A 25443-nucleotide genomic window follows, 5' to 3' on the forward strand; every position below is an offset into this window, starting at 1 on the left:
CATGGCATGGGAGACGCTGCTCAGTCAGTTCAAGGGTATTCACACTCTATTGATGATCGCCCTCTTTGTGGGTATCTGTATCTGGGCGTTCAGCCCGTCCCGGCAGCGGGAAAACGAAAAGGCCGCGCATCTGGTGTTCGAAGAAGAGGACATGGAGACGCGTACCATCGAACAGCAACGGAGAGACAACCACGATGAGTAGTTTCTGGAGCATCTGGATCAGCGCACTGATCCTGCTTGTGGTTTTTGGGTGCTGGTGGCTCCTCTGGATTGTCCGCCGCAATCAACCAACGGATAAGGTTGAAAACCGCAGTATCGGTCATGAGGTGGACGGCATCGAGGAGCTGGATAACCCGCTGCCAAAGTGGTGGTGCTGGATGTTCGTTGGACTGATCCTCTTTTCCCTGCTGTATCTGGCACTATACCCCGGCCTGGGGAACTATCAGGGCCTTCTGGGGTGGAGCCAGACGAAAGCATGGGAACAGGAAATGGAGCAGGCGCGGGAAGAGTACGGGCCGCTTTTTGCCCAGTACGCGGAGACGGATGTGCCTGAACTCGCACACAATGGCGAGGCCATGCAGGCCGCCCAGCGGCTTTTCTCCAACAACTGTTCCACCTGCCATGGCTCAGCCGGGCGCGGCGGCTACGGCTTCCCCAACCTTACTGATGACAATTGGATCTGGGGCGGCAGTGTGGACGCCATCAGGCACACTCTGACCAATGGCCGCCAGGCCAACATGCCGGCGCGTGGTATCAACCCGAACCTGAGCAATGATCAGCTGTCTGACATTACGGAATACGTACTGTCACTCAACGACCGGGACGGCGTGGATAGCGCCGCAGCTGAGCGCGGTAAGCCGCTGTTCTCGCAGGCATGCGCCACCTGTCACGGCCAGAATGCGAAGGGCAACCAGAGCATGGGCGCGCCCAACCTGGCCAATGACACCTGGCTCTATGGCGGGGATCGCAAGACCATCATGGAAACACTACAGTATGGACGTCAGGGTCATATGCCAGCTCAGGCCCAGCTCACTGAAGATCAGATCCATCTGATGACTGCGTATGTCTATCGGCTCTCAGGCCAACACGTTGATGAAGGAGCGCAATGAGCGATATACCCGTCCGGCAGATTGACGCCGGTCCCAATCCGGACCGGATCTACGTCCGCAGCACCACTGGTTTCTATCAGAAACTGCGGACGGTCACTCTATGGGCACTCATGGGCCTTTACTTTGCGATTTGCTGGGTTCAGGTCAACGGAAGGCCAATGATCCATTTCGATCTACCGGAACGCCAGTTTCACCTCCTAGGGTCGACATTCTGGCCCCAGGACTTCTTCATCCTGACTCTGCTTCTGATCATCGCTGCATTCGGACTTTTTTTCGTCACCACCCTCTTTGGCCGGGTGTGGTGTGGATTTACCTGTCCGCAGACTGCCTGGACATTCATCTTCATGTGGATTGAAGAGAAAGTAGAGGGTAGCCGTAATCAGCGTATGAAACTAGATCGCAAGGGGTCTCTGAAGAAGCGGATACCGCGCAAGTTCATCAAACATGAACTCTGGCTACTCGTTGCTTTCTGGACGGGCGTCACTTTTGTCGGCTACTTCTACCCCATCCGCGAACTCGTGCCTGACCTGTTCACCTTCAACGTGACCAATGGCTGGGCAGTGTTCTGGATTGGCTTTTTCTCCGTGGCGACCTATATCAATGCTGGGTGGATGCGGGAGAAAGTTTGCCTCTACGTTTGCCCGTATGCCCGTTTCCAGAGTGTCATGTTTTCGCCTGACACCCGTACCGTAACTTACGACACCAATCGGGGTGAGCCACGAGGACCCAGAAAGAAGGATACTGATCGCTCCGAGGCTGGCCTGGGCGATTGCATCGACTGCAACATCTGCGTCCAGGTCTGCCCGACCGGTATCGACATCCGTAACGGGATGCAGTACGAGTGCCTGGACTGCGGGCTCTGCGTGGACGCGTGCAACCAGGTCATGGACCGGATGGGCTATGAGCGGGGCCTGATCCGTTACGCCACCGAGCGCGAAGTCGAGGGGGCTCCGAAACGCCGTTTTCAACCACGCACACTGGGCTATGGTATCGCCATGGCGCTGCTTCTTGGGAGCATGGCGACACTGCTGATGCAGCGGGATACTTTGACTATTGAGGTAAGCCGCGATCGCGGTGGCCTGTACCAGACCGGTCCGAATGCCACTATTGAAAACTCATACAGCCTCAAGCTCAGCAACCGTACCAATGATCCACGACAACTCAGCGTACAGGTGAGTGGCCCGGAGGGAACGCACCTGCTTGAGCCCATTAGTCTGGAACTTGAGCCACTGGACTCACGTTCGCTTGCCGCCGTGGTGAGGATTCCCCGCAGTGAGCTTGAAGGCATGAGCACCCCTGTACAGTTTGAAGTCACAGCCGAGGGTTCCGAGGCCAGCAACAGCGCCCGAACCTCGTTCATCGGCCCGAGCCGCTGAGGCAACCGTAAATAGCATGACTGATGACAATGAAAGCAATCGCCCTTGGTATCGCGAACCCTGGGTCTGGGTTATTATTGCGATTCCCGGTATAACTATTCTCTGGAGCGTATTCCTCATCCTGTTCTCGATGCAACAGCACGTGTCGATGGTGGAGGATGACTATTACGACAAGGGCACGGGGATCAATCGTGAGCTTTCCCGGGATATTAAGGCTGCCGACCTCGGGCTTACCGGCCGTGTCAGCTTCACTGATCAGCAGCGGCTGGACATTGTTCTGAAATCGCCAGAGCGCCGGAACTGGGAACGCCTCGAAGTGGAGCTATCCCATGCGACCCTCGGCGACCGAGACCAGACCACTATTGCTGAGCGCGTCGGTGAAGGGCGCTACCGTGCTTCCATCAATGCACTGAGTGACGGGCGCTGGTATATCGACATTCGCAATATTGGTAATGACTGGCGCCTGCGCAGCGCACTCAACACGCCCTTGGAGGAACCGCTTACGCTCAAGCCGATCCGGGAGGCGCGCCAGCAATGACGGCAGGGTCCGGAGCCTGCTTCCACTGTCAGGAACCTCTGCCGGAAACGCCGCCAGTCACCGCCGAAATCAACGGGCAACCCCGAAGTTTCTGCTGTGACGGATGCCTTGCCGTCTCACGCATCATCGAAAACGAGGGCCTGGACCGCTTCTATCAACAGGTCGATGGCCCCCTTATCACTCCGGACCCGGTAGATGACCGTGTTCGGGCCGAGTGCCTGCACTACAACGACCAGCGGCTTACCGATGAGGTCGTGCATACCCGCGATGACGATCTCCACGAAACCTGGTTGATGGTCGAGGGATTGAGCTGCGCCGCCTGTATATGGCTTATTGAAAATCATTTGGCGCGTTTCGACGGACTGGAATCCATCCGCATCAATCACAGTACCCAGCGTGCTCATCTGGTCTGGAATCCGGAAACCACCAGCCTGGGCCATCTCCTTCTGGGCATCCGCGAGCTGGGCTTCCAGGCTTCACCCTTTCGACCCGGCGAGTGGGAAGAGACCATAAGGGCCCAGCAAAAACAGGCCATGATCCGAATCGGGATCGCGGGTATTGCAGCCCTTCAGACCATGATGCTGGCCTACCCACTGCAGTTTGGGCTCAGCGCCGAATCCGACCCAGCCATGGTCCAGCTTTTCCGCTGGGCCAGTCTGGTCATTGCCACGCCTGTCGTACTTTACAGTGCCGTTCCCTTTTTCCAGGCCGCAGTGCGGGATCTGCGCTACTGGCATCCGGGCATGGACGTTCCTGTTTCCATTGCCATCCTTGCCGGTTATATCGCCAGCCTCCATGTTACTGTCTTCGGTGGCGAGCATGTCTACTTCGAATCCATCTCCATGTTTACGTTCTTCCTGGGCCTGGGTCGGTTCCTCGAGGGACGGGCCCGCTACCGCGCCGGTCTTGAGAATCTTTCGCTCATCAATGCCATGCCCGGCACGGCAATCCGCATGGAGGGCAATGACGAAACGGTCGTAGGCGCCCGTGACCTGAACCCTGGCGATTGCATCCGCATACGCCCCGGAGACACCCTGGCTGCCGACGGCCATGTTGTCAGTGGGCATTCTTCTGTTGATGAATCCATGCTCACCGGCGAATCACTCCCTGTCACTCGGGGCCCTGGCGACCCGGTTTCCGCCGGCACCATCAATACTGAACACCCACTTGAGGTTGTCGTGGATCAGGCCGGCGACAACACCCGACTCTCTGCCATCACTCGGCTCCTCGACAGGGCCCAGGCTGAGAAACCCCGCACCCAACAGGTTGCGGACCGTGTTGCCGGCGCTTTCGTGACTGCAGTGCTGGCTTTCGCCGCTGCCACATGGCTGGTCTGGTGGTTCATTGATCCCGAGCGGGCTTTCCCCGTGACTCTCGCTGTTCTAGTGGCCACCTGCCCCTGCGCGCTGTCGCTGGCGACGCCGACAGCTCTCACGGTGGCGACCAACCGCCTGCGCCGCACCGGTTTCGTACCCACCAGAGGTACTACCCTCGAAACCCTGAACACGGTCAATACTCTGGTGTTTGACAAGACCGGAACACTCACATGCGGCCAGCTCAGTATTGCCGCCATCGATCCGTTTCACGGCAATACCGAAGCGCAATGCCGTGCGCTGGCCGCGGGATTGGAACAGGGATCCGAGCACCCAATCGCCAGAGCCTTCCGGAATGAGCCGGCAGTAAGCGTGAGCAACAGGGAAAACCACCCTGGAGGGGGTGTAACCGGATTCCATGGGGGCCGCAAAGTTGCCCTGGGGCGCGTAGACTTCGTCGCGACGGAACTCAACCTCAATACACCCCCGGAAATGGACGAGGACGCCGCGCTGGCTATCCAGCTGGCCGATGATACCGGCTGGCTCGGTCGTATCACACTGGATGATACCCTGCGGGCCGATGCGGAGCCGGTCCTGGCAACCCTGCGTTCCAGGGGGTGGCACTGCGTGCTTCTAAGCGGCGACCACTCCGGCCAGGTGGCGCGGGTTGCGCAGGCGCTGGGTATTAATCATTGCGAGGGGCGGCTCTCACCAGAAGCCAAGCTAGCGCGTATCCGCGCCCTGGAGGCGGATGGCCACAGGGTCATGATGGTGGGCGACGGGCTCAATGATCTACCCGGCCTGGCGGGCGCACGGCTGTCCGTGGCAATGGCTGGCAGCAGCGATATAGCCCGCCTGAGGGCGGACGCGGTAGTCCTGGGGGAGCGGCTCTCGCCGCTTTTGGCAGCGTTGAAGGTTGCTCCCCTGGCCCGCCGTGTCATCCGCCAGAATCTGAGCCTGTCACTACTGTACAATGCCGCTATACTGCCGCTTGCCATGGCCGGACTGGTTATTCCTTGGATCGCGGCAGCGGGGATGTCAGCCAGCTCCGTTGTTGTCGTAATGAATGCGCTGCGTCTAGGAGGGGCAAGCCGCGATGGCAATACTCTATATACTGATTCCACTGTCACTGATACTACTGGCAATCGCCGTCAGGCTCCTGATCTGGGCGGTACGCAACGACCAGTTCGATGACCTTGAAGGGCCGGCGCATCAGATCCTTTTCGATGACGACGAGGACCGCATACCGCCTGAAGCCCGACAACAATCCGAAGAAAAAACCAGTAGCCGTAGCGGAGGAAATTCCAAATGACTGACGCCCTGATCACCACCCTGGGCTCGGCGTTCCTGATCGGGTTTCTCGGCAGCACCCACTGTCTGGGTATGTGCGGCGGCATAGCCAGCTCGTTGAGCCTGGCGCTGCCGGTTGGGCCGGGGTTCCGGCGCCGTCAGATATCACTGCTCGCCGGCTATAACCTCGGGCGCATCCTGAGCTACAGCCTGATTGGGCTGATAGCTGGGTTGCCCGGAGCCCTGCTCACGGAAGGGGTTCCCGGGGCGGGTATGGCACTGCGTTCCCTGGCAGGCATTGTCCTTATTCTTCTGGGCCTCGCTGTAGGCCAGTGGTGGCAAGGGATCATGAGCCTGGAGCGCATTGGCGCCCCGCTTTGGCAGCGTCTGGCACCCCTGACGCAACGGTTCATGCCAGTGGATCGTCTGAGCCGAGCCCTGCCGCTGGGGCTGCTCTGGGGCTGGTTACCCTGCGGACTGGTCTACAGCACTCTGGCGTGGGCGCTCACTCAGGGAGATGCGCTACTTTCTGCACTGCTGATGTTCGCCTTTGGTTTGGGCACCGTTCCGGCAATGGTTGCGACCGGGCTTCTGGCGAACCGTATCACCCGTCTGCGGCAATCTACTGCTTTCCGTCGGGTCACGGGCCTGGCTCTAGTTGTGTTCGGACTATGGACGATCCCGTGGATCCGGCATCTGATCCTACCGCACTAAGGTGGTTTGACCGATATCAACAGGCCCATCCGCAGTCTGCGTTACGCTGAAGGTACCACAGCGCACGCCGGCGGAGAGCACAATGACCTCGGAACGCATCAACCTTCTATGGGACCCGGAGCTGATCGAACGCTACGATCTCGCCGGACCACGCTACACCTCCTACCCGACCGCCCTGGCGTTCAGCGAGGATTTCAACGGTGAGGCCTACCGCCAGACCCTTGAAAGAAGTCGTGCTTCCGGCGCACCTTTATCGCTGTACCTGCACATTCCGTTCTGTGCACACCTGTGCTATTACTGTGCCTGCAACAAGATCGTGACCCGCAAGCGGGACCGCGCCGGCCCCTATCTGGAGCGACTGCATAAGGAAATCGCAATGCGCTCTGAACAGTTCGGCGGCCAAGAACGGCCGGCGACACAACTCCACTGGGGCGGTGGCACACCGACTTTCATCAGCCATGACGAAATGCGTGAACTGATGCGCGTTCTACACCAGCATTTCCGCCTGGCCGATGATGACAGCGGTGATCATTCCATTGAGATTGATCCCCGCGAATGCGGGCCGGAAACTCTGGAAGTCCTGCGTTCCATCGGTTTCAACCGGATAAGTCTGGGCGTTCAGGACTTCAACCCCAACGTCCAGAAAGCAGTCAACCGGATCCAGCCCTACGACACGGTGGCCAATCGGATCAACGTCGCCCGCGATCTGGGCTTTGGTTCCATCAACATGGATCTGATCTACGGGCTGCCTCACCAGAATCGTGAAACATTCCGTGAAACGCTTGAGCAGGTGCTCGCACTGGAGCCGGACCGACTCTCAGTCTTCAACTATGCCCACCTGCCTGATCGTTTCATGCCGCAGCAACGCATCCTTGAGGAGGACCTGCCGTCTCCGGAAGAAAAGCTGGGAATCCTTGAAGACACCATCAACCGGCTGCTCGAAGCCTCCTACGTGTACATCGGCATGGACCACTTCGCCAAGCCCGATGACACCCTGGCCATTGCCCAGCATAATGGGGACATGCACCGCAATTTCCAGGGCTATACGACTCATGGGGAATGCGACCTGATCGGCATGGGCGTTTCCGCCATCAGCCAGGCCGCTGACAGCTACTTCCAGAACCATCACGATGAAGGCGTGTGGAACCTGGAACTGGACTTCGATCGTACGCCCCTGAAAAAGGGTTATCAGCTCAGTGACGATGATCGCATGCGACGTGCTGTCATCATGGAGCTGATCTGCCATTTCTCATTGGATAAGCAGGCGTTTGCGGCTACGTGGGGTGCTCCCTTCGATCAGGTCTTCGCCGATACCCTACCCGCGCGCCAGACCATGCAGGATGATGGACTTATTGAAGACAATGCGGAACGGTTGGCAGTGCGCACGCCCGGGCGGCTTCTGATCCGTGCCATCTGCCAACTGTTTGACGCCCACGCACAGAAGACGCAGGCTGGGCGTTACTCACGGATTATCTGAGTACCACCTCAGAGATTAAGCACCTCGACCTGACCGTAATCAGTCCCGGGTTCGGCGCGTTGAGGCGTCTCTGATACCGAGTCTCCGCTCTCTCCCCTTCCGGAGAAATCAAACAGCTCCGGATCTGCCAGATGGGAGGGCGCGACGTTCTGTAACGCCCGGAACATGTTTTCGATCCGCCCCGGAAATCGATGATCCCAGTCGTTGAGCATATCCTTAACCATCTCGCGCTGCAGGTTCTCCTGCGAGCCACAGAGATTACAGGGAATGATCGGGAAATCGCGCAGCTCCGCGAACCGGCTGATATCTTTCTCGCGGCAATAGGCCAATGGCCGGATCACGGTATTGCGGCCGTCATCGCTGAACAGCTTCGGTGGCATGGCTTTAAGCGTGCCTCCATGGAACATGTTCAGCATCATGGTCTCAAGGATGTCATCCCGGTGATGGCCCAGCGCAATCTTGGTGCAGCCCTGCTCTTCCGCGAAGTTGTACAGAATCCCGCGTCTCAGCCGTGAGCACAGGCCACAGGCGGTCTTGCCCTCAGGGATCTTCTCCTTGACGATGCTGTAAGTGTCTTTTTCCAGAACCTGGAAGGACACCTCCAGCCGCGCCATATAGTCCGGCAGTACATGCTCGGGGAACCCCGGCTGCTTCTGGTCGAGATTCACCGCCATCAGCTCGAAATTCACCGGCGCCCGGTGGCGCAAGACCATCAGCATATCGAGCATGGTATAGGAATCCTTGCCACCACTGAGACAGACCAGGATACGATCGCCTTCCTCGACCATATCGAAATCCGCGATGGCCCGCCCTGTCTCCCGCTGCAGCTTTTTCTGCAGCCGCTTGCGCTCGTCGCGCGGATCAGTGGAGGTTTTTTCCTGCATTGATTGGCCCCGGTCGTACTATGTAATGCCGGATTATACCGGATCGCCGCCGGCCCTCACCAACCAGGATTTGCATTGCCTGCTCTGGCGACGCATAGTCGGAGTATGACGGAGTTGACCGCCCCACAGAACACCACCCGGGACAGCGCGCTGGAGGATCTGGTCGGACGCATCATGGATGCAGCCGAGGCCCTGCTGCGCACCCATCCGGAAGGCATGAGCGAACTGGCAATGCTGCGTACCCTTCAGGATGACCCCTGGCGGCTGCTCGCAAGCATCGACTTCAGTTCACCAACAGCGCTTTACCCTGTACATTTTCTGCTGTTTCACAGCCTCTACAGGCAGCGCGAGCGACTGGTAGCTGAAAGCGGTGAAACCATCGACATCAGCGCCCTGAATATCCGTATCCGGCCAACACCCGACAGAGGACTACAGGAAGCGGGGCAACATGATGCCCTGCATGCTTTCTATCGTGATATAGCTAATCATGACCTCGGCGAGACTACCATCAATCGCATGCTGGACGATTTCTGGCAGGGCATCACACGTCCTGCAGATGAGGACTTACGACTGGCCTGCGACACGCTGGCCATTGATAGGCCACCCCCGGACCTGAATACGGCGCGCAATGCGTTCCGGCGCCTGGCCATGCGCCACCATCCGGATCGCGGGGGCTCAAACGAACAGCTCCAGGCCCTTAACCGTGCCATGGCTACCGTCAGACACCATTTCAGAGGATACTCATGAAACCAACAAACCGGTTATACCGATTTGCAGTCACTACGACACTGAGCCTGGGTATGGCATCCGGCGTGCATGCTGGTGTTGCCACTCTGGCCTACCACCATGTCTCCACTGAAACACCTCCTTCAACTACAACATCACCATCGCTGTTTAAGGATCAACTGGCACTGATTGAAAAGCTTGATCTTGAAAAGGTCTCAATCACTCCGGAACGCATCCAAGCCACCTTGAAGGGTGAGGATTCAGGGACGATGGGTGTGGCCCTGACCTTCGACGATGCCTATGAAAGCGTCTACACCAAGGCTTGGCCCCTGCTGAAAAAAAAGGAGATTCCTCTGACCGTTTTCGTGCTCAGCGGCTCCGTTGGCGACCATGGCTACATGAGCTGGGAACAGCTGCAGGAGATGGCCGAGCATGAACTGGTAACCATCGGCAGCCACAGCCTGAACCACGGATCCATGCTCCGGCGTCCGCGAGAGAGCGCGCAAGCGCATGCCGAGCGCATTGCCCGGGAATTGGATCAGGGAGCCCAGCGCATCGAAGCGCAAATCGGGGTAAAAACCCGACTTTATGCTCATCCCTACGGTGAATTCTCACAGCCGGTGCTTGAGGCATTACAGGAACGCGGCTGGTACGGATTCGCCCAGCATTCGGGCGTAATCGGCGAACATTCGCATCCCGGCGCAATGCCACGCTTTGCAGTGGCCGATGCCTATGGTGGCATCGATACACTTGGGGATAAGCTCAAGGCACGCAATTTCCCGGTATCAAGAGCCAACCTGCCGACCCCCGTAATCAGCGACAATAACCCACCCCTTCTGGATATGACTGTGCCGGAAGGCTGGGATAGCGCCCAAATGAACTGCTTCGCGTCGGGCGAGGGGAAAATGGGCCTGGATGCGGAGCCAATTGCCAACGGCCTGCGCATCCGCGCGCGAGCCAACAACGCCATTAAGGCACGCCGTTCACGTTACAACTGCACCTATCCGGCAGGTAACGGCCGTTTTTACTGGCTTTCCCAACCCTGGTTCAACCCGCAAGCACCGGAAGGCTGACACCTAGTCTACAAGCCGCAGTGACAGGCTGCCCGCAGATTCGTGGGTGAGCCTGTGCCGCTGCCCCTCCTTACCGACTTCCGTACTGGATTCCAGATCATCGGAACGGGTAAACAGAACCAACCAGCGCTCATCAGACTTCGGTCTTATTGCCAATCTGGCTGACATATGCCCATAGCGGCGCCAGGTCTCAGGGCTGTATTCCATGACCAGGTCCGTGACTATCCTTACCGGTTGGAATCCACCATTCAAGAATACGGCGCTCGGAACCAGATACCCACCATTGCGGACAAAACTGCGGATTCGTATAAGGGACCGCTCGGGCTCCTCAGGCAGACGCACCAGGCAGAAACGGCTCTTGCCTGTGGAAAAACGATGAACTCTGGTTTCCTCGCCGAGATTGACCGGCAGGGTCCGCTCAGGCTCAAGCTTCTGGAATTCAAGGCGTGGTAGTTGCCCGCAGCATTGTTCAGAGAACGAATTCAGGCGATTCCGGCCCCCCTTACCCACGCCCAGAACGTCGGCTGCCTCGGAGTCAGGCCGGAAACCGGGGGCATTTACGGCCTCTGAGGTTATAACCCGGGCTTGCGAGGCCCGCACCGGTGCCTCCTCGCGAATAACGCGCCCCATGGTTTCCTCCTCGTAGAGGTAGGGCGTGTTGAATACCCGGCCTTCAGCATTGCGCCAGCTGTAAAAAAGCTCATTCGTATCGCCGTTCTGAGCCTTCTCTCCGGCATCCGGATACTGCTCCAGGTTGAATTCAGGGTGAGCTCCCCCCTGCCCCTGCCTGTGCGGGGATGCAGTATTTTCAAACCCGGAGTCCTTTTCGGGCTGACTGTCCGTCTCGTTGGCGTCATTCTCCTGGGGACCAGGCGCATAGCGAACCTGCCCGCGCTCGTCCACCCAAGCGCGCATCCCGCCCTTGGCGGCCTCGGAGCCCCCTGTGGTACAGCCACCTGCTACCAGAACCATCAGCGCCAACAGTGCCGGCGCAAGCCTTTCAGAACCGGCTGCGAATCGTGAGATTGGCAAAGGTGAGCGTGGTTTCGGTTTTGACATCCAAGCCTGCGTAAGGGTTGTACACGATATTAGTAATGTCTGTGCAGTTGATGTTACAGCTCGAATCTGCCGGGATGTTCTGGGTACTCGTGAACTGGCTCAGGCTCATGTCGATCTGGGTGTGCTTGGACCATTTGTACCCAATCCCGACGCCATACATTGTACCCTCGCCTATGGGGGAGAAAAGACTTTCCGCGCCATTGGGGATAACAGAGCTGCGGTTCTGGGCCCCTGCCCTGAGATCCAGACGGTCATTCACATGAAGCGTTGCACCATAGCCTAGGTTCCACACGTCTGTGAATTCACGGGCGATTTTCAGGCTTGAGGGCGTCGCTTTCTCGGGTGACAGAATACGGGCCGCGTTCAGGAACTCAAGCTCACGGTCGAATTTGAGCTCCAGGTACTTCTGGGATGCCAGATCCACATAGTCCATATCCGCATTGAGGGTAAGGAAAGGCAGCACCCGCGCGCTAATGCCCGTGGAAAAATGCTGGGGGTAACTTTCCTTAATCGTGACATGCCCTTCCTCTTTGGGCACACCCGAGGGCAGGCTCAGAATGGCAGCCCCGATAGCGCCGAGCACCGAGCTGTTGACGCTCTGCCAGAAGCCCGCCCAGTCCTCGGTGTAGTCAATCTGAAAGTCTCCTTTCAGATTCATGTCATCGCCGGAACTGTACTGGGCGCCCCAGGTGAACCAATCATTGGGCTCCCAGAGCACGCCCAGCTTGTAGCTGGTTGAGAGACTCTCCTCAGCCCGGAAATTGACATTACCGATGTCCTGAAACGGACCGATCTTGCCACCGCAAAGGGCCAGCCAGGGCGCAAGCGGCTCCTGAGCCTCCTCATCACACCCAAAAGCATTCTGCAGGGTCGCCCCCACGCCCACCAGCATGTTGGGCGCCCGGGTAAGCTGATTGACCTCAATTCCCTGGTGGGAAAAATGTATGCCTGCCCCAACCGTCCACTCATCGTTGATCTCGTAAGAGACCGTAGGCGAGAGATAGGTGACGCGCTGGATGGCCGCCTGGGTCGGCTGGTAACGCCCTGGGTCATCGTCCGCCCTTGAGAAACCACCAGAGTTCTCGATAAAGGCGGCATTACCGAAGGTCAGCTTGGAACCCGGAGGCTGAATACTGAAGCCCGCGTTGAGAGGCGCAGCAGGCGCTGCGCTCTCCATGAGGCCGATCCCCGGAATGTAGTTGGCCCCCACATCCGTTTCACTCGTGCTGTTGGCTACCGGGTCATTCTCCGCACAGGAGATACCGAAAACATCACAGCCCTCCTCAGGCACCGTGAATTCTGCCTCGAACACGGTATTCGGCATGGCGCCCCCCAGTTCCCACTGGCGCCCTTCCAGCCTGCTCAGACCGGCCGGATTGCGGCGGATCGACATAATGCCCGGAGGATCCGCAGTGACCGCGTTGCCGAGCGCCGCGGCTTTCGGGTGCACCAGCAGCTGATGGCTGAACTGGGCCTGCGCCCCCACGGACACGGCGGTCAGCGCCAGTGCGCCGAACACCCGTTTGGCAACGCCATTCGCTCGCATTACTCCCTGCTCCTTATCGCCCTTGATCCACCGCATCAGGATGATTCAGACAGCCCGGAAATATTGATGGGCATGGAGAAACCGATGGTGAAATCCGGCGCCCCCCGGGTCATGCCAAAGCCCACGCTGGTATTGACGATGGTCTGATCGCTGATCCGGGTGCCCAGTGACATGTTGATGATACCGGCCATCTGGGAGCTGGCTGTAGCCTCAGAACCGTCGTTGAAGGTTAGGACCGTTTCGTCGTTATAGGTCAGCTGGACTGACATGCTCAGAGAGATGTCATAGGACAACGAGTAGGAAAAACCACCGGAGCCGGAAAGGGTGAAGCCAGGATCCAGCTCACGCAGCAACCGTCCACCACGCACCTGCTTCAGATCCTTTTCCCCGTGGTTGTACCTGAGACTTCCAGAACCGAACAGCACCACTGGATCGAGCACTTTGGAAACACTGGCACCACCACTCACCGAGTAGTAGCCGCTGCCCGTTGAGAGTTGGCGTTTGACGTCAATCTGGTAAGGACTGACCCCGGTCTTGGTACTGAATGTGCTAAACACTGTCGTGGACATGGTGCCAGGAACATGCGGGTTGGGCTGCCACCGGGCTGTGAAGGAAATATCGCCCACGTCGTTGACGTTCAGATCCTCCTGGGTATCAAACTTGGTCGCGAGCGGGATGCGCGTGCCCAAGGTCAGGTTATCGTAGTACCCATAATCGTAGGAGAAAGAGTTTGTGAAGTTATGGGTTGCTGCTGGGGTGACATCCAGATTGCGGACCTGGCCATTGATGACTTCCAGGTCCAGGTTCTGACTGCCGGAATAGGAGTAATTGAACGAATAGTTCAGCGACTGGCGACCGGCCTGCAGCAACGAATAGTTCTTCTCGGCTGCCTGGAACACCTCCTCTAACTGCTCGGTGGAATCCTCATCCCCTTCCTGCTGGGCAAGTGCCTCCCGGGCATCCTCCACACTGGCACCATCGTCGTCCTGTTGGGCAACCACGGGGACTGCCACTAAGGAAAGCAGAACGACACCTGTCAGATGCCATAGCACAGAGCGCGTCATAGCGGGCTCCCTGTATCCAGTTCGATGCATAAAACCACCAGTTACCTGATCCTGTCCTCCATGATCTTCAGCGATCACGGAAATAGAGCTGTTTGCGGGTGTTCTCAACGCTGCCGTCGGGATTGTTCTTCAGCCGTTCAAGTTCGTTCTGAATATCCCACATCAAGGATTCGTGGAATGCCGGGAATTCCTGGCGCGCCTGCAGAGTTATCGTCTGGTCATCAACAAAACGCATGTCCTCTTCCTTGAGCGCCAGGTTGTTCAATGGCGGCTCCTCGCCCGGAAAGACGATGAAAAGAACATTCTTGGCCCATTTCTCCTGGAACTCATGCAGTGTGAAGGACAGATTCCCGGAGGAAGGATCCGCGACAAAGACCCGTCCTTCCCGGATGTCACGTACGACCACAAAATGCTCGAATCCGGCATGTTGGATGGGAACAATGGCCGGGTGATCCAGCTCCGCCAGATCTGAAATCTCGGCCCGGAATCCACCAGAGGGAAAGCCCAGTTCAGTAACCAACCGCTTCATGTCCAGCAGTGAAAAAGCCCGGCGGTCGACAATGCGCTCGCTCTCGCCAAATTGCAGCAGCCCTTCCATCACCTTACGTTCGTTAAGATTCTGCCCCACATAGTGGCGCAGAATCGTGGTCAGCGATGCGGCACCACAGCTGTAGTCATACTGCTGACGGACCACATTACGGAATTTCTGTGCCTTTAAAGGCTCGACCTGATAACGGTGCAGGAGCGAATCCGGGCTCTCGTTGTAATACTGCTCATAGATGAAGGTCCCCTTGGGGTGAGGCTCCACTTCGACAACTTCCTGCGTCATCGAGAAAGTCAGCAGTGATCCGGCCAAAACGAAAAGCATTAACGCCTATCCCTTATAAACCCGACGGAAGACGGTGTCGGGAGGGACAATAGCGAATTTAGAGGGGACTGAAAGATAACTGGTCCTCAATTCTCGGCGTCTTAAGCCGTTGGAATTCGGACCATTCCCTGGCGGGAATCAATTTTGTGACACATGTGGAAAGGCGATGGAGCCGGGTTTGACGGCCCGGCTCCGGAAGGTCTGGATCAATCGCGGTTAATGTCCGCTTCAGCCCTGAGGGATTCGATGTAAGCCTGATACGCGACCTGGCCATGGCGCTGCCCGAGGGACCCGCCAAGGTTGGACGCCATCATGCTGACTGTGGCGGATTCCGGTGGATTAACCGCATCCAGACGGACCAGCGCCATCGCCTCCGGAAGCTCTATAGTACGTGTACTCGTAGTTTGCCCTTCCGGTGCAGGCATCTCAAAAGCCGCGTCACGCACCATTGCGGGAGCTTCCAGTGAACGCCGGTTCACCCCCTCAAAGGTCTGCCATGTCGAATCAATGGCAGACTCAAGCTCCGGCAGTGGCGTGTCTTTGCCACGTATGGAATCGGCCACGCCCTGAAGTGCTTCGGTCAACGCCTGGCGGGCCTTCTGCTCGCGCACCAGCTCGACTACTTCATCCCGAACGGACTCGAGAGCTTGCTGCTCACGAGGATAATACTCACGAACACGCGCCACCACTGAGACCCCATTGGCGGTTTCGACCACCTCAGTATTGAAGCCTTCTTGCCGAACCTCTTCGCTGAACAGCTGCTCACGCAGGCCATCGTGATCGAACGGCGCCTGTGCCTGATCAGGACGGATGCCATCGCGGGTCTGGATGGTGGCTCCAATCAGCTCCGCTGGTGCCTGCAGGTCATACTCGGAGTAGGCCATATCAGCAAGCTCTTCACTTAACTCCATATAACGGCCCTGAGCCCGCTCTTTGGCAATGGTCTGGCGCAGGGATTTCTCCATGCTTTCGAAGTTGGGTGGATCCTCGCTTCGGACGCCAAGAAGTTTTATGAAATGCTGCCCGAACGACGTGTTGATCGGGCCAACCACCTCGCCGGCTTCCTCGATTCCGAAAAGTGCCTCGGAGAACGACTCATCAAAATCGTCACGGGAGGAGAAACCAAGCTCACCGCCATCATCTGCGGTAGATCCATCATCCGAATATTGCGCCGCCAGCTCAGCAAAGGAGCGCCCGTTTTCCAGGCCCTTCTGGATCGACTTAACAGTCGCCTTCGCATCCTCCTGATCGCCACGAACGAGAATATGGGCGGCGTTGCGCTGCTCATCGGCCTGCATCGCCTCGATGCGTTCATGATACCGCTCGCGGACCACGCTTTCCTCGATATCACCAGGACTCACAAGGTCAGACTGCTCCAGTGTAATCCAGGCAACATCGACCGATTCCGGCTGCACGAAACGACCCTGATTATTCTCATAGTAGGTCTTGATTTCGGACTCGGAAACCTCGACCGATTCCGCCCGCTTTTCAACCGGCACCTCAAGCACCGAAAAATCGCGGGTCTGGGTCAGTAGCGAGGCGACACGTTCAGTTTCCGAGGGCGCACTGAACGCACTGCCCTGGATCACGGCCTGCACAACGCGGGTAAGATGGTCCTGTTCAAGCATGTTGCGGAACTGGTCCACGGTCATTCCCTGGTTGCGCACCGCCTGAAGGAACCGCTGCTGACTGAATTCCCCATCGACCCGGAACTGCTCGGCTCGGGTGATCATCCGGTCCAGGTCGGCTTCAGCCAGCTGCAGCCCCCGGGAACGGATGTCCTGGCCAATCAGCTCATCACGGATCAGCGAATCCATCACCTCTTCATTGAGCGCATCCATATCGATGCGGGATGAATCCGGGTTTTCCATTTCCTGAAGCCGCTTTTGCCGCCGGATCTGGACTGCGCGCTCGAATTCTCGCTCGGTGATGGATTCGCCGTTGACTGAGGCAACCTCGCTCTCGCCGCTACCGCCCACGATGGAGTCCAACCCCCAAATGGACAGGGACAGGATCAGGACCACGATGATGGTCTTGGCGATCATTCCCTGGGCGTTCTCCCGGATGTTCTGAAGCATTCCGCGCTCCCCTGTGCCCGCACTTCCACGGGTGACCTGTGTTCAACGTAAAAAGGCGCATCCCTTTACGGCATGCGCCCGGAATCTGGCGGAGCGGACGGGACTCGAACCCGCGACCTCCGGCGTGACAGGCCGGCATTCTAACCAGCTGAACTACCGCTCCATTGATACAGAATGGCGGGATCAGCCGTTACTGGACGGCGTCCTTCAGAGCTTTGCCGGCCTTGAAGCTGGGAACCTTGGATGCAGCGATCCGGATTTCTTCGCCGGTCTGCGGATTGCGACCGGTACGTGCGGCGCGCTCTTTAACAGAGAAGGTCCCGAAGCCAACCAGAGTGACTGGGTCGCCGTCCTTGAGTGAGCCGGTGATGGAATCAACCATCGCGTCCAGTGCACGACCTGCTGCGGCCTTGGAAATATCGGCAGAATCTGCGATAGCGTCGATCAGTTCGGACTTATTCACACTAAACCCCTTTTGTATCTGGTTCCATATTAGACATTATGTTTTTTTCTTCGGCACCACTGACTATGGCACACGCCATCGGAGAATTCCATGGCCGCAGGCCGGGGAATCCCTCACCCTGCAAGCCCTGACAGGGTGGCTCATGGCTCCGCTGTAAAGCGGACTACGTTATACCAACGGGCTTTAAACGGTGTCAATGGACCGTACCCTCAGTGGGTGTTCACCCGCTCACTGCCTTCGGCGTCATCATCGCGGCTTCCGGGATGCACCGGGCCGTCCTCCGGCAAAGGTTCCGGCTGGCGAGTGAGCGCAATATCGAGCACCTGATCAATCCATTCTACCGGACGAATCTCAAGCGATTCCTTGATATTATCCGGAATTTCCCTCAGATCGCGCATGTTCTCTTCCGGAATCACCACTGTCTTGATTCCGCCCCGATGAGCAGCAAGAAGCTTTTCCTTGAGGCCACCAATCATCAGAACCCGACCCCGGAGCGTTATCTCACCGGTCATTGCCACATCGGCGCGTACCGGTATGCGGGTGAGCGCCGAGATCAGCGACGTGCACATGCCGATACCCGCGCTGGGCCCGTCCTTAGGTGTAGCACCTTCCGGCACGTGGATATGCAGATCCTGCTTATCCTGGAACTCCGAGGATAGCCCCAGCCCGGGAGAACGGCTCCGGACCACTGTCAGGGCCGCTTGTATGGACTCCTGCATGACGTCACCGAGAGACCCTGTCTTAACCACCTTGCCTTTGCCGGGGGTCACCGCGCATTCAAGTGTCAGGAGCTCACCACCAACCTGGGTCCAAGCCAGCCCGGTTACCTGCCCGATCTGGTTCTCGTCCTCGGCCAAGCCGTACTTGTGGCGGCGTACGCCAGCATAGTGCTCAAGCGTCTCAGGCGTGACTTCCACCGCATGACGCTCGCCGGCTTCCACATGCTCACGGACCACCTTGCGACAGATCTTCGCGATCTCACGCTCAAGATTGCGCACACCGGCCTCGCGGGTGTAATACCGGATGACGGCAAGCAGGGTCTCTTCAGGCAGACTCAGTTCCTCTTCCTTCAACCCATTGCTCTTGAGTTGCTTGGGCAGCAGGTAGCGACGGGCGATATTGACCTTCTCGTCTTCGGTGTAGCCCGGGATACGGATGACTTCCATCCGATCCAGAAGGGCATCCGGAATGTTCATGGAATTTGAGGTGCACACGAACATGACGTCCGAAAGATCGTATTCAAGCTCCAGGTAATGATCGCTGAAGGTGTGGTTCTGCTCTGGGTCCAGAACCTCCAGGAGCGCTGAGGATGGATCCCCGCGGTGGTCCATGCCCATCTTGTCCACCTCGTCCAGCAGAAAGAGCGGGTTTTTAACCCCAACCTTGGACAGCCGCTGGATGATCTTGCCAGGCAACGCCCCGATATAGGTTCGTCGATGCCCCCGGATTTCCGCTTCGTCGCGAACACCCCCCAGTGCCATACGGGTATATTTACGATTGGTCGCCCGTGCAATGGATTGCCCCAGCGACGTCTTGCCAACCCCGGGCGGGCCTACCAGGCAGAGCACCGGCCCTTTAACCTTGCGCACCCGGCTCTGAACCGCCAGGTATTCAAGGATGCGCTCCTTGACCTCATCAAGACCGTAATGGTCTTCATCCAGAATGCGGCGGGCACGATCGATATCATGGCGTACACGACTGCGCTTTTTCCACGGAATGGACAGCATCCAGTCAATGAACCCACGCACCACTGTCGCCTCAGCGGACATCGGCGACATCATCTTTAGCTTGTTGAGCTCCTGCTCCGTTTTTTCCCGGGCTTCTTTCGGCATGCCCGCAGACTCGATCTTCTGCTCCAGCTCCTCGAAGTCCTGGCCGCTGCCGTCCCCCAGCTGACCCATTTCCTTCTGGATGGCCTTCATCTGCTCGTTCAGATAGTACTCACGCTGGCTGCGCTCCATCTGCTTCTTGACGCGACCTCGGATGCGCTTTTCCACCTCAATCAGATCAATCTCACTGTCGAGTTTGCCCAGCAGCTGTTCAATGCGCTGGCGCAGGTCCAGAGTTTCCAGAAGCTCCTGTTTTTCCGCCACCTTGAGTTCCAGATGGGACGCCATGGTGTCCGCCAGACGATCCAGCTCTTCAATCCCCTGGAGCGTTTTACTGACCTCATCGGGTACTTTCTTGGACATGCGCGCGAACTTTTCGAACTCTTCCATCAGAGTCCTGACAAAAACCTCTTCCTCGCGCGCTTCAACTCCGGTTTCCGGCAACTGGCGGCCACTGGCGGTCACGTACTGATCGTCACCGCCAACCTCATCCAACGAGGCACGAGCGTGGCCCTCGACCAGCACCTTCACGGTGCCGTCAGGAAGTCTCAGCATCTGCAGCACGGTGGCGATGGTCCCGATGCCATAAAGATCGGTCCGCCCGGGATCGTCAGTATCCGCATCCCTCTGGGCGACAAGCAGGATCTGCTTATCATTCTCCATGGCGGCTTCAAGGGCATTGATGGATTTCTCCCGCCCAACGAAGAGCGGAACCACCATGTGCGGAAACACTACCACGTCCCTTAGGGGCAGCATGGGGAATTCAAAAGGGGAATGGCCCTGGGGCTGCTCTGTCATGATCTGACCTCTGAACTGGGGATATGGGCGAAACACGAGGCCCGGAAAGCGGGGCACAGTCCCGTTTCGCTATTAACTCTATAGACAATGGGGATTAAGAGGGGCGGCTTCAACCCGCCTGCCATCGGATGCTGGCAGACGAGCTGAAGCAGACTTGCTGGAATCAGTCCTCCGGGACTGCGCGGGCGGTCTCATTGTTGGTGTAGATCTTGATCGGGTCAGATTCCCCGTTGACCACGTTCTCATCAATAACAACCTTGCAGACATCCGGCTCGGAAGGAATCTCATACATGATATCGAGCAGAATGCCTTCCATAATGGAGCGCAGGCCACGAGCACCTGTATTGCGCTCCATCGCCTTACGAGCGACCGCACGCAGCGCGTCTTCCCTAAAGTCGAGTTCCACGTCTTCGATCTCGAACAGCTGATGATACTGCTTAGTCAACGCATTTTTTGGCTGGGTCAGGATCTCGATCAACGCATCCTCATCCAGCTCCGTAAGCGTTGCCACAACCGGAAGACGACCGACGAACTCCGGGATCAGGCCATAGTTCACCAGATCCTCAGTCTGAATCATCTTGAGAATCTCGGAAGAGCTCTTGCCCTCGGACTCACTCACCACCTGAGCAGCAAATCCGATACTGGTCTTTTCGGACCGGTCTCGGATCACCTTGTCCAGGCCCGAGAAAGCGCCGCCGCAGATAAACAGCATGCCGGCCGTGTCCACCTGCAGGAACTCCTGCTGTGGATGCTTGCGGCCACCCTGGGGCGGTACCGACGCCACAGTGCCCTCGATCAGCTTAAGCAGTGCCTGCTGTACGCCTTCACCCGAAACGTCACGAGTAATGGAGGGGTTATCCGACTTGCGCGAGACTTTGTCAATCTCATCAATGTAGACAATGCCGCGCTGGGCCTTATCCACATCATAATCGCACTTCTGAAGGAGCTTCTGAATGATGTTCTCGACGTCCTCACCCACATAGCCGGCTTCGGTTAACGTGGTCGCATCCGCAATGGTGAACGGAACGTTCAGCATACGCGCCAGTGTCTCGGCCAGAAGCGTCTTACCACTACCGGTAGGCCCGATCAGCAGGATGTTACTCTTGCCAAGTTCAACTTCTGGCCGCTTTTCCCCAAAACGCAGGCGCTTATAGTGATTGTAAACGGCAACAGACAGTACCACTTTGGCACGATCCTGCCCAATCACATACTCGTCCAGCGTCTCCTTGATCTCATTGGGAGATGGCAGCCGGTCGCTGGGCTCTTCCTCAGTGGTCTCCTGGATTTCCTCGCGGATAATGTCGTTACAAAGATCCACGCATTCATCACAGATGAACACCGAGGGGCCCGCGATCAGCTTGCGGACCTCATGCTGGCTCTTGCCGCAGAAGGAACAGTACAGCAGCTTGCCGTTATCGTCGCCCCTGCCGCTACCTTTCTCTGCCATTGAATTACCTCTGTTCTGTTTCCGGCCGCTCTTCAATGACCTCGTGTTATGGTCGAGCGACCGGATTGGGGATTGATACCAGTATTATGTATTCCCCGAGCGTTTATCAAGTACGGCATCCACAAGCCCGTACTCTGCTGATTCACGAGCATCCAGGAAGTTGTCCCGGTCCGTATCCTGAGCAATCTGCTCATAGCTCTGACCGGTATGCTCCGCAAGGATGCCGTTCAGCCTTTCCTTCGTCTTGAGGATCTCGCGGGTATGTATCTCAATGTCCGAGGCTTGGCCCTGGAAACCGCCAAGCGGCTGATGGATCATCACCTTGGAATTGGGAAGGCAGTAACGCTTGCCCTCAGCACCAGCTGCCAACAGCAGCGCGCCCATGGAGGCAGCCTGCCCCACGCAGAGCGTGGAGACGTCGGACTTGATGAACTGCATGGTGTCATAGATCGCCATGCCGGCAGTTACCGCACCACCCGGCGAATTAATATAGAAGTGGATGTCCTTGTCCGGATTCTCTGACTCCAGGAACAACAGCTGTGCCACGATAAGGTTGGCCGTATGGTCGTCCACCGGACCCACTAGGAAGATCACGCGTTCCTTGAGCAGCCGGGAGAAGATGTCGAAGGACCGTTCACCCCGGGCGGTCTGCTCAATCACCATCGGGATCAGGCCGGAATTGGTGACGTCGCTCGCGCCGTCGGATATCTGCTGTGTCATGGGTATTGTCGTCTCCCGGTTGTTGCCTGTTTGGCGGATTTCAGAACCCAATTGTAGACGAGCTGTCCGGGTTTTCACCCCCGGGATCTCACGCGCCCTGTTCAGGCGGCTTCACAGCGTCTTCATACTTGTACTTCTTCTGCTTGACCTTGGCATTTTCAAGGACGTAATCAACAACCTGATCCTCAAGGACCGAAGACTCAATCTGCTGCTTCTCCTCGGGATTGTTGTTGTAGTACTCGATCACTTCGTCCGGCTCCTGATAGGTCGAGGCGACTTCGCGGATCTTTTCATCAACCCGCTCACTATCCACCTCAAGTCCTGCGTCCTGGACCACCTGCTGGAAAATCAGGCCGGTTTTGATACGCCGCTGCGCCTGGTCCTGGAAGAGTTCGGAAGGCAGCTGTGACGGATCCATCTGGCCTCCGAACTGCTGGACCGCTTCCTGCTTCATGCGTTCGATCTCCTGATCGACCATGCTCTGCGGGACTTCCATCTCAGTCACTTCCAGCATACCGTCAATAACCTGCTGCTTGATGCGGTTCTGGATGCCGTTCTTGAGCTCGCGCTCCATGTTCTTGCGCACTTCTTCGCGGAACGCTTCTTCGGTATCCGCTTCCACACCAAACTGCTCGAAAAATTCCTTATCGAGGGCTGGCAGCTGCGGTTCCTCAACCTTTTTGATGGTTACCTGGAACTGCGCCTGCTTACCCGCCAGTTCCTCGTTCTGATAATCCTCCGGGAAGGTTACGTCGAGCGTGTGTTCCTCACCGGTTTTAGCTCCGATCAGCTGATCCTCGAAATCCGCGATCATCTGGCTCTCACCCAGAGTCAGCTGCTGGTCTTCGCCGCTACCGCCTTCGAACGCCTCACCATCGATGGTGCCGGTGAAGTCAATGGTCATGGCATCTTTCTTCTTGGCCTTACGCTTGACCTCTTTGAAGGTCGCCTGCTGGCGGCGCAGGTTATCGATCATCTTATTGATGTCTTTGTCCTGAACCTCGGACCAGGGCTTCTCAACATTGATCTGAGTCAGATCACCAACCTCGGTTTCCGGCATAACCTCAAAAACGGCAACAAACTCGAAATCCTTGCCTTCTTCAACCGTCTTGGGCTCAAGCCGCGGCTGGCCGGCAGGCTGCACATCCTGCTCTTGGATGGCTTCCATCCAGGAATTACGCATTACTTCGCCGAGGACTTCCTGACGTACGCTCGGGCCAAAGCGTTGACGGAGCACTTTCATAGGGACCTTGCCCGGGCGGAAGCCGTTAAGACGGACCTGTTTCGCGGCTTCGCGCAGGCGCTGATCAACCTGCTGCTCAACTTCCTCCGCGGGCACGCCAATGGTCATGCGACGCTCAATGTTGGAGGTCGATTCAAGGGAGACTTGCATGGAATATCCTCAGTTGTTGCCGTTCCGATTCAATGTAAAGCCGGGGATCATAGAAATGTGAACGCGACTTGGCAAGGTCGCAGCTTTCGGGACGCTGATTCTATCACGTTATAACCGCACAGTCCGAGAGGGTAAAAATCCGGAAGAGAAAAGGGGTGGTGCGAAAGGAGAGACTCGAACTCTCACGGGTTGCCCCACTGGAACCTAAATCCAGCGCGTCTACCAGTTCCGCCACTTTCGCCCATAAAAGAGCTCAGCCTTGATGGCCGGAAAAGGAAATGGGGTGGACGAAGGGGATCGAACCCTCGACCGCAGGAGTCACAATCCTGAGCTCTACCAACTGAGCTACGTCCACCACTGAAAAGCGCGACTTTAACGCACCTGAAGCACTTCACCAAACGCTGAACACCAGAAGGTTGGTGCGCCCGGTAGGACTTGAACCTACGACCTACGGCTTAGAAGGCCGTTGCTCTATCCAGCTGAGCTACGGGCGCATTCATCCGCCCACAACGGCCTGCCCGAGTGAGTGCTTATATGGTCGGGGTAGAGAGATTTGAACTCCCGACATCCTGCTCCCAAAGCAGGCGCGCTACCAGACTGCGCTATACCCCGTAAAAACTCACCTACGCCGGCTCTCAGCGAAGTTGATGCGAATCATACCGAGGCCGAGTGACAGCGTCAACACGATTGGCGATGAAGTGTAAAACTGCGACAATATTGCGCTTTATGACCCACCCTGACAAGGCCCCTGTATGACAGCTCAGATCATCGACGGCAAGGCCATCGCATTGGAGGTTCGACAGACGATTGCGGAGAAAGTCAACCAGCGGATCAGCGAAGGGCGCCGCCCTCCTGGTCTGGGTGTTGTACTGGTCGGCAGCGATCCGGCTTCCAATCTCTATGTTAAGCGTAAGCGCGAAGCGTGTGACGCAGCAGGTCTCCATACTGAGGATCACCACCTTCCTGCGGAAACCACTCAGGAAGAACTGAACCAGATCGTGGACCGGATGAATGAAGACGCTGCCATTGACGGAATCCTCGTACAACTGCCGTTGCCCGCGCACATGAACGCGGACGAGATTCTGCTGCGCATCCGACCGGACAAAGATGTTGACGGCTTCCATCCCTACAATATTGGCCGCCTCACCCAGCGCAACCCGGAGATCCGCCCCTGCACTCCGGCCGGCATCATCCACCTTCTGGACTATATCGGCACGCCTTACAAAGGCCAGCACGCCGTCATAGTGGGGGCCTCTAACATCGTCGGGCGCCCCCTCTCCATGGAACTGCTGCTCAAAGGCGCCACCGTCACCGTGGCCCACCGTTTCACCGGCGATCTACCGCGCTTTGTCGCTGACGCGGACCTGCTCATTGCCGCCGCCGGCAAGCCGGGTCTGGTGCATGGCGACTGGGTCAAGGAAGGCGCAACAGTGATCGACGTGGGTATCAACCGCACCAATGAGGGCAGGCTGATCGGCGACGTGGAGCACGCTCCGGCGGCGGAACGGGCCGCCTGGATCACGCCCGTACCCGGCGGCGTGGGGCCCATGACCATCGCCATGCTGCTTCAGAACACCCTGGAAGCGGCGCAACGCCACGACTGAGCCCCCGAGAAAACCTTCCCGCCGCACAAAGAAAACCCCGCCGAAGCGGGGTCTTATGCCAGGCCGATCAGCTT

At 57.7% G+C, this 25443-nt stretch carries 22 protein-coding genes and 5 tRNA genes; 11 read left to right on the forward strand and 16 right to left on the reverse strand.

Annotated features, from left to right (window positions below):
* Position 1 precedes the first annotated feature (1 nt).
* The 8 genes from AAF659_RS05230 to hemN all read left to right on the forward strand — a co-directional run bounded on the left by AAF659_RS05230 (position 2) and on the right by hemN (position 7817).
* A complete protein-coding gene (locus tag AAF659_RS05230; RefSeq protein ID WP_349750632.1) occupies positions 2 to 202 on the forward strand; it encodes a cbb3-type cytochrome oxidase subunit 3 in 201 nt (66 codons plus the stop codon).
* Positions 195 to 1109, forward strand: a complete 915-nt coding sequence (gene ccoP / locus AAF659_RS05235) for a cytochrome-c oxidase, cbb3-type subunit III (protein WP_349750633.1) — start codon at positions 195 to 197, stop codon at positions 1107 to 1109. Before AAF659_RS05230 ends, ccoP begins: the two co-directional genes overlap by 8 nt.
* Positions 1106 to 2485, forward strand: coding sequence for a cytochrome c oxidase accessory protein CcoG (ccoG, locus tag AAF659_RS05240; protein WP_349750634.1), 1380 nt, complete (start codon positions 1106 to 1108; stop codon positions 2483 to 2485). Before ccoP ends, ccoG begins: the two co-directional genes overlap by 4 nt.
* Before the next feature lie 16 nt (positions 2486 to 2501).
* Positions 2502 to 3023, forward strand: a complete 522-nt coding sequence (locus AAF659_RS05245) for a FixH family protein (RefSeq protein WP_349750635.1) — start codon at positions 2502 to 2504, stop codon at positions 3021 to 3023.
* Positions 3020 to 5530: a heavy metal translocating P-type ATPase gene (locus AAF659_RS05250; RefSeq protein ID WP_349750636.1), complete on the forward strand. Its 2511-nt coding sequence runs from the start codon at positions 3020 to 3022 to the stop codon at positions 5528 to 5530. The genes AAF659_RS05245 and AAF659_RS05250 overlap by 4 nt, the downstream gene beginning before the upstream one ends.
* A complete protein-coding gene (gene ccoS / locus AAF659_RS05255; RefSeq protein ID WP_349750637.1) occupies positions 5433 to 5648 on the forward strand; it encodes a cbb3-type cytochrome oxidase assembly protein CcoS in 216 nt (71 codons plus the stop codon). The genes AAF659_RS05250 and ccoS overlap by 98 nt, the downstream gene beginning before the upstream one ends.
* The gene (locus AAF659_RS05260) at positions 5645 to 6340 is read left to right on the forward strand and encodes a sulfite exporter TauE/SafE family protein (RefSeq protein WP_349750638.1); all 696 of its coding nucleotides are present in this window, start codon (positions 5645 to 5647) and stop codon (positions 6338 to 6340) included. Before ccoS ends, AAF659_RS05260 begins: the two co-directional genes overlap by 4 nt.
* Before the next feature lie 82 nt (positions 6341 to 6422).
* On the forward strand, positions 6423 to 7817 hold the full coding sequence (gene hemN / locus AAF659_RS05265) for an oxygen-independent coproporphyrinogen III oxidase (RefSeq protein ID WP_349750639.1): 1395 nt from the start codon (positions 6423 to 6425) through the stop codon (positions 7815 to 7817).
* A gap of 8 nt (positions 7818 to 7825) precedes the next feature.
* Here the strand turns inward: hemN and ttcA are convergent, their stop codons facing one another.
* Positions 7826 to 8701: a tRNA 2-thiocytidine(32) synthetase TtcA gene (ttcA, locus tag AAF659_RS05270; RefSeq protein WP_349750640.1), complete on the reverse strand. Its 876-nt coding sequence runs from the start codon at positions 8699 to 8701 to the stop codon at positions 7826 to 7828.
* 105 nt (positions 8702 to 8806) lie between these two features.
* Here ttcA and AAF659_RS05275 point away from each other — a divergent pair, with 105 nt between their 5' ends.
* Both AAF659_RS05275 and AAF659_RS05280 read left to right on the forward strand, forming a co-directional pair.
* Entirely contained in the window at positions 8807 to 9448 is a 642-nt protein-coding gene (locus tag AAF659_RS05275) for a DNA-J related domain-containing protein (protein WP_349750641.1), read from the forward strand.
* Positions 9445 to 10500 carry a polysaccharide deacetylase family protein gene (locus AAF659_RS05280; protein ID WP_349750642.1) on the forward strand — a complete coding sequence of 352 codons (1056 nt, stop codon included), beginning with the start codon at positions 9445 to 9447 and terminating at the stop codon, positions 10498 to 10500. Before AAF659_RS05275 ends, AAF659_RS05280 begins: the two co-directional genes overlap by 4 nt.
* Positions 10501 to 10503: 3 nt before the next feature.
* Here AAF659_RS05280 and AAF659_RS05285 read toward each other — a convergent pair whose 3' ends face one another.
* The 15 genes from AAF659_RS05285 to AAF659_RS05355 all read right to left on the reverse strand — a co-directional run bounded on the left by AAF659_RS05285 (position 10504) and on the right by AAF659_RS05355 (position 24377).
* On the reverse strand, positions 10504 to 11559 hold the full coding sequence (locus AAF659_RS05285) for a MalM family protein (RefSeq protein ID WP_349750643.1): 1056 nt from the start codon (positions 11557 to 11559) through the stop codon (positions 10504 to 10506).
* Positions 11501 to 13105 (reverse strand): OmpP1/FadL family transporter, encoded by a 1605-nt coding sequence (locus tag AAF659_RS05290; RefSeq protein ID WP_349750644.1) that lies wholly within the window; start codon positions 13103 to 13105, stop codon positions 11501 to 11503. Before AAF659_RS05290 ends, AAF659_RS05285 begins: the two co-directional genes overlap by 59 nt.
* Before the next feature lie 35 nt (positions 13106 to 13140).
* Positions 13141 to 14169, reverse strand: coding sequence for a transporter (locus AAF659_RS05295; RefSeq protein ID WP_349750645.1), 1029 nt, complete (start codon positions 14167 to 14169; stop codon positions 13141 to 13143).
* Positions 14170 to 14236: 67 nt separating this feature from the next.
* Complete coding sequence (locus AAF659_RS05300; RefSeq protein WP_349750646.1) at positions 14237 to 15037, reverse strand: C39 family peptidase; 801 nt, start codon at positions 15035 to 15037, stop codon at positions 14237 to 14239.
* Positions 15038 to 15243: 206 nt separating this feature from the next.
* Complete coding sequence (locus AAF659_RS05305) at positions 15244 to 17115, reverse strand: SurA N-terminal domain-containing protein (protein ID WP_349750647.1); 1872 nt, start codon at positions 17113 to 17115, stop codon at positions 15244 to 15246.
* Positions 17116 to 17201: 86 nt separating this feature from the next.
* Positions 17202 to 17278: transfer RNA gene (locus AAF659_RS05310), tRNA-Asp, on the reverse strand.
* 27 nt (positions 17279 to 17305) lie between these two features.
* Positions 17306 to 17596, reverse strand: coding sequence for a non-specific DNA-binding protein Hbs (gene hbs, locus AAF659_RS05315; RefSeq protein WP_349750754.1), 291 nt, complete (start codon positions 17594 to 17596; stop codon positions 17306 to 17308).
* 191 nt (positions 17597 to 17787) lie between these two features.
* Entirely contained in the window at positions 17788 to 20205 is a 2418-nt protein-coding gene (gene lon / locus AAF659_RS05320) for an endopeptidase La (RefSeq protein WP_349750648.1), read from the reverse strand.
* A 163-nt stretch (positions 20206 to 20368) separates the two neighbouring features.
* Positions 20369 to 21652: an ATP-dependent Clp protease ATP-binding subunit ClpX gene (gene clpX, locus AAF659_RS05325; RefSeq protein ID WP_349750649.1), complete on the reverse strand. Its 1284-nt coding sequence runs from the start codon at positions 21650 to 21652 to the stop codon at positions 20369 to 20371.
* Between the two features lie 84 nt (positions 21653 to 21736).
* Complete coding sequence (gene clpP, locus AAF659_RS05330; RefSeq protein ID WP_349750650.1) at positions 21737 to 22372, reverse strand: ATP-dependent Clp endopeptidase proteolytic subunit ClpP; 636 nt, start codon at positions 22370 to 22372, stop codon at positions 21737 to 21739.
* 88 nt (positions 22373 to 22460) lie between these two features.
* Positions 22461 to 23765 (reverse strand): trigger factor, encoded by a 1305-nt coding sequence (gene tig, locus AAF659_RS05335; protein WP_349750651.1) that lies wholly within the window; start codon positions 23763 to 23765, stop codon positions 22461 to 22463.
* 156 nt (positions 23766 to 23921) lie between these two features.
* Positions 23922 to 24006, reverse strand: a tRNA-Leu gene (locus AAF659_RS05340).
* A gap of 38 nt (positions 24007 to 24044) precedes the next feature.
* A tRNA-His gene (locus tag AAF659_RS05345) sits at positions 24045 to 24120 on the reverse strand.
* Positions 24121 to 24182: 62 nt separating this feature from the next.
* A tRNA-Arg gene (locus AAF659_RS05350) sits at positions 24183 to 24259 on the reverse strand.
* Positions 24260 to 24300: 41 nt separating this feature from the next.
* Positions 24301 to 24377 (reverse strand) — tRNA-Pro (locus AAF659_RS05355).
* Between the two features lie 140 nt (positions 24378 to 24517).
* Between AAF659_RS05355 and folD the strand changes: the two genes are divergently transcribed.
* Positions 24518 to 25369 carry a bifunctional methylenetetrahydrofolate dehydrogenase/methenyltetrahydrofolate cyclohydrolase FolD gene (gene folD, locus AAF659_RS05360; protein WP_349750652.1) on the forward strand — a complete coding sequence of 284 codons (852 nt, stop codon included), beginning with the start codon at positions 24518 to 24520 and terminating at the stop codon, positions 25367 to 25369.
* Positions 25370 to 25443: the final 74 nt, after the last annotated feature.

It is taken from the genome of Salicola sp. Rm-C-2C1-2 (genome assembly GCF_040196175.1).
Taxonomy (GTDB): Bacteria; Pseudomonadota; Gammaproteobacteria; order Pseudomonadales; family Oleiphilaceae; genus Halospina.